Below are 2,016 nucleotides of genomic sequence, written 5' to 3' on the forward strand. Positions count from 1 at the left end.
CAGGGTGCGCGGGTTGGCCAGCAGCGGGCCGAAATCGGTCATCGCCCCGACGCCCATAAAGATCACCAGCGGCGCGATACCCGAGCCAATCGCCACCTTATAGAAGATGGCCAGCACTCCGGAGGAGTAGCCCATGTCCACCGCCAGCGTCTCCATCTGCCCCTGTACCGACGGCAGGGCCAGCGCCAGCGCCTCCTTGATGGCGTGGACGTCCGGCGCGCAGTTGAGCTTCGCGGCAATCACCGCCAGCTGGACCGGGTCGTGGTGGGCCAGCAGGTTTTCCAGCGCGCTCAGCGCCAGCCCGGCCTCCGGGATATTGGAGAGCAGGCCGCCGAAGCCAATCGGCAGCAGCAGTAACGGCTCGAACTTTTTCGCAATCGCCAGCCACAGCAGCAGCAGGCTGACCAGCAGCATCACCGCCTGGCCGGCTCCCAGGTGCATCAGCCCCATGCCCTGAATCAGGGCGTTCAGACTTTCCATTTGCGCTCCTCGTCCTTACGCCAGCTGCAGCAGGGTGTCGCCGACCGCCACCGCATCGCCGGATTTCACCGCGATACCGCGTACGGTACCGGCCTGCGCGGCGCGGATTTCGGTTTCCATCTTCATGGCTTCCAGAATCAGCAGTACCTCGCCTTCCGCCACCGCCTGGCCTTCGCTGGCCAGCACCTTCCAGATGGTGCCCGCCAGCGGCGCGGTCACCGGGGTGCCGGCGCCTGCCGGGGCGGCTGCCTGAACCGGTGCGGAAGACGGAGTGGCCGCCGTCAGCTGGCTGACGTCGCCGCCGTCGCTGACTTTGACCACGAAGGCTTTGCCTTCCACTTCCACGGTGTAGACGCCGGAGGCGGCGGCTTTTGCCGGCGCGGCAGATTTTGCTTCTTCCACCTGCGGCACGGGCTCAAAGGCCGCCGGGTTGTGGCGGTTTTCGAGGAACTTCAGGCCGATTTGCGGGAACAGCGCCACGGTGAGCACGTCGTCGATGGCGTTTTCGGCAAGCGTGATGCCCTTCTCCTGCGCCTGGCGTTTCACGTCGGCTTCAAGCTCCGCCAGCTCCGGCTTCAGCAGGTCCGCCGGGCGGCAGGTGACGGCGTCGGCGCCGTCGAGCACCCGCGCCTGCAGGGCGGCGTTAACCGGCGCCGGGGTGTGGCCGTATTCGCCTTTCAGGATACCGGCGGTCTCTTTCGCGATGGTTTTGTAGCGCTCGCCGCCCAGCACGTTAAGCACCGCCTGGGTGCCGACAATCTGCGAGGTCGGAGTCACCAGCGGGATGAAGCCGAGGTCCTCGCGCACGCGGGGGATTTCCGCCAGCACCTCATCCAGACGGTGGGCGGCGCTCTGCTGTTTAAGCTGGCCCTCAAGGTTGGTGAGCATCCCGCCCGGCACCTGGGCGACCAGGATACGGCTGTCGGTGCCTTTCAGCTGGCCTTCGAAGGCGTGGTATTTTTTGCGCACCTCGCGGAAGTACGCGGCGATGCTCTCCAGCTTGTGGATATCGAGGCCGGTGTCGTAGCGGGTCCCGGCGAGGGTGGCCACCAGCGCTTCGGTGGCCGGGTGGCCGTAGGTGGCGCTCATCGAGGAGATGGCGGTATCGACGCCGTCGACGCCGGCTTCAATAGCCTTCAGCAGCGCCATCTCCGCCATGCCGGTGGTGGAGTGGCAGTGCAGGTGCAGGGTGACGGCAAAGCGTTTTTTGATTTCGCTGACCAGCTCAAAGGCGGCATGCGGGGTGAGGATACCGGACATGTCCTTGATGGCGATGGAGTCGACGCCGGTCTCCAGCAGCTGTTCGGTGAGGTCGAGCCAGGTCTGCAGGGTGTGCGCCGGGCTGGTGGTGTAGCTGAGGGTGCCCTGGGCGTGGGCGCCGTGGCTGCGCACCGCCTGCAGGGCGGCTTTCATGTTGCGCGGGTCGTTCATGGCATCGAAAACGCGGAACACGTCCATGCCGTTTTTGACGGCGCGCTCGACAAAGCGCGCCACCACGTCGTCGGCGTAGTGGCGGTAGCCGAGCAGGTTCTGGCC

At 66.2% G+C, this 2,016-nt stretch carries 2 protein-coding genes; both read right to left on the minus strand.

The features are described 5' to 3' along the window. A partial coding sequence (locus tag AC22LX_RS24740; RefSeq protein WP_487334264.1) for a sodium ion-translocating decarboxylase subunit beta occupies window positions 1-480 on the minus strand: 480 nt, incomplete at its 3' end. Window positions 481-495: 15 nt separating this feature from the next. Continuing rightward, the coding region (gene oadA, locus AC22LX_RS24745; RefSeq protein WP_487334265.1) for a sodium-extruding oxaloacetate decarboxylase subunit alpha at window positions 496-2,016 on the minus strand (1,521 nt) is incomplete at its 5' end.

The sequence above is a fragment of the Klebsiella sp. PK01 genome (assembly GCF_057624675.1).